This window comes from Microvirga sp. P4_G7, assembly GCF_056401005.1.
Window position 1 is genome coordinate 1 of record NZ_JBFUKD010000545.1, and the last position, 2,565, is coordinate 2,565.

Below are 2,565 nucleotides of genomic sequence, written 5' to 3' on the forward strand. Positions count from 1 at the left end.
GCCATGGGGCATTCATCTACGACTTCGCCAGCCTCGCACCGATCCTGCGGGATTTCGTCAACACAGTCTGAGATGATCGATGGACATGATCGGATCGCCCATCATCGCTGCACCAAGATCCCGCTGTGATAGCCGGACCAGTCCGGCCTTGTCGGCAGCCATCCGATGCGTGTGAATTTCCATCAGGTACTGGCTGGAATAGCCGTGCGGCGCATCGAGCGACGTGATCAGGCTACGGCCGATATGCCGCGCTGCCCGCTCTGGCGAGACCGTGTGCGCCTCGATCGAAATCATGCCGTGCCGCGCGAGGTAGGGCGCCCAACGCTCGAACAAGGCGACAAGAGCGGAGAACGATTCATCCGCCGAGATCGATCCGCCGCTCCGATCGGTGAACACCGCGTCTGTCATAGGTGAGGGCAGAATCTCCACCGTCTGGCAATGCGCACGGTTGTGAATCACCGATTTGTTCACATGCAGCACGTCGAACGGGTCGATGCCATTGGCGGTCAGCTGCTGCGCGATGAGATCGGGTTTAGCGATGTCGCCGGAAATCGCGAGATAGGGAGCACCAATTGCGGCAAGACGCTCCTGCGTCGCGTGGCGCGCGACCTCGTTGAATTCGACGCCAATGAGGGTCAGTGGATGGGTGGCGAGTGAGTATCCTCGACGGGAGTTATCCCGGACCGCCTCAAAAAGGGCGGCAAGTACCGTCCCATCGCCCGAGCCCGTGTCGACGATGGCCCGCGGTTGCGTGGAGGGATCGGCGGTATCGAATAGGGGTAGCGCTATTTCGAGAAAGGGTTCGCGACAGCTCTTGTTGAAGACCACGCCACTGAAGGCGATGTCTAGGGAACGATCCACGTGGGTTTCAATGGTCCCCGACAATGGCGGCAAAGTTCCTTCGCGCAGGAGCCTGCCGACGGACGCGAACGTCGATAAGTAGGAGAGAGGATAGGCATACTGTGAAACGAGGCTAGCCGCCGCCATGCCCTCTGGTGTCATCGCAACTCGATCGCTATCGCGGTGGGTCCAACCGACGTTCTCCATAACCGAGAATGCCACAATCTCCGCCTCATCGATTGGACAATGACAATCTGCGATGAGGCGGTCGAGCAGGCCGCGTCGATGAAGGCCGAACCAGGAGGCGGCCGCCAGCGGACCAAGCGCTTGTTGGTGCATCCGCCAGCGGAGGGGACCGGCGATGCATCCCTCTGACAATGTGAAAGCGGGTGCCGGTCCCGTTCCGGCGAGTGCGCGGAGGAGTTCACAGGCGGCGTGAATACGCGCGCAAGCACCGTGTAGGAGGTCGCCATGTTCTGTGAACGCGGCGCCATCCGGTGTCAGAACGACGCTCTCACCCTGTTTCTGCGCGAAGCCCTGTGAACGCAGTAGCTTGATCGCTACGGCCGTGAACCCGGATTGAAGGGAGAATGCGCGTGCGAGGCTTGCCGGCGTGAACGCGCCAGCTCTCATTGTATCGAATGCCCCCAGAGCGAGGAGTGCCTCAGCCGTTGTGCCGAAGGCAATGCCATCGCAATGGTGGCAGAGTTTCGTCCAAGCCGAGACGAGTGGACTCGTCATTCCACTTGCCGCTCCGCAAGTCGCGCGAACAGTCCATTGTTCGCCATCAGCGCGGAGTAGTCGCCTGTCTCGACGACCGTCCCCTTGTCAATCACGACAATCTTATCCGCGGCGACGATCGTAGAAAGGCGGTGGGCAATCACCACCTGAGTGCATTTGAGATTCTTGAGGTTCTGCGTCACGAATGTCTGCGTGACGTTGTCGAGCGCGCTGGTCGCTTCGTCGAAGATCAGGACGCGAGGCTTGCGGATGATCGCGCGCGCAATCATCAGTCGTTGGCGTTGGCCGCGTGAGATTGCGGAAGAGCCGTCGCCCACAACAGTGCGCAGTCCCATGGGCCAGGATTTCACATCGTCCTCCAGGCCCGCCGCGCGGATGGCCTCCATCACCTCGTCCTGTGTGAACGGAAGACCCGCGGCGACGTTGTCGTAGACCGAACCGCTGAGCAGGCTTCCGTCCTGCAGCACCACGCCGTATTGGCGACGAAGGTCCCAGCGATTGAGGAACCGGATGTCGTTGCCGTCGACGAGCACAGATCCCGCTTCCGGTGTCTCGAATCCTAGCAGCAGGCGAACGATGGAGGACTTTCCGGCACCCGACGGACCGACGATGGCAGTGAACTTGCCACTCTCGGCGGCGAAGGAAAGTTCCTTCAGCGCCAAGGGTTCTTCCGGGGCGTAGCGGAACGATACGCGGCGAAACTCGATGTTCCCTTTGATCGGCGCGAGATGACCATGCCCGATACGCTTCTCTTCCTCGGCGAACAATATTGGTTTCACGCGATCGTATAATGGCCGCAGCATGACGAGGAGAAGTGTTCCTCGCGTCGAAGAAAACGCGGAACCGAGAAACTGGCCGAAGGCGACGTTGAAGCTGACGAACTGGGCTGTGCTCATCGGTGGCGAGGCCACGGTGGCTGAGGCGTTGTCGAAATGAAAGAACGCCAAAAGAATCCCCATCTGGTAGCCGATCACAGTGAGCACC

General features: G+C 60.5%; 2 protein-coding genes. Both read right to left on the reverse strand.

Annotated elements, in window-relative coordinates:
- Nucleotides 1-57: 57 nt before the first annotated feature.
- Nucleotides 58-1,581 carry an AprA-related methyltransferase gene (locus AC1DT3_RS17690; protein WP_477466546.1) on the reverse strand — a complete coding sequence of 508 codons (1,524 nt, stop codon included), beginning with the start codon at nucleotides 1,579-1,581 and terminating at the stop codon, nucleotides 58-60.
- Nucleotides 1,578-2,565, reverse strand: a 988-nt coding sequence (locus AC1DT3_RS17695) for an ATP-binding cassette domain-containing protein (RefSeq protein WP_477466547.1), incomplete at its 5' end; no start/stop codon positions are given. The genes AC1DT3_RS17690 and AC1DT3_RS17695, both read right to left, overlap by 4 nt.

What these genes read in the sequence shown, in the direction of transcription:
- AC1DT3_RS17690 (WP_477466546.1), bottom strand. Translation starts at nt 1,581, where the DNA reads ATGACGAGTCCACTCGTCTCGGCTTGGACGAAACTCTGCCACCATTGC.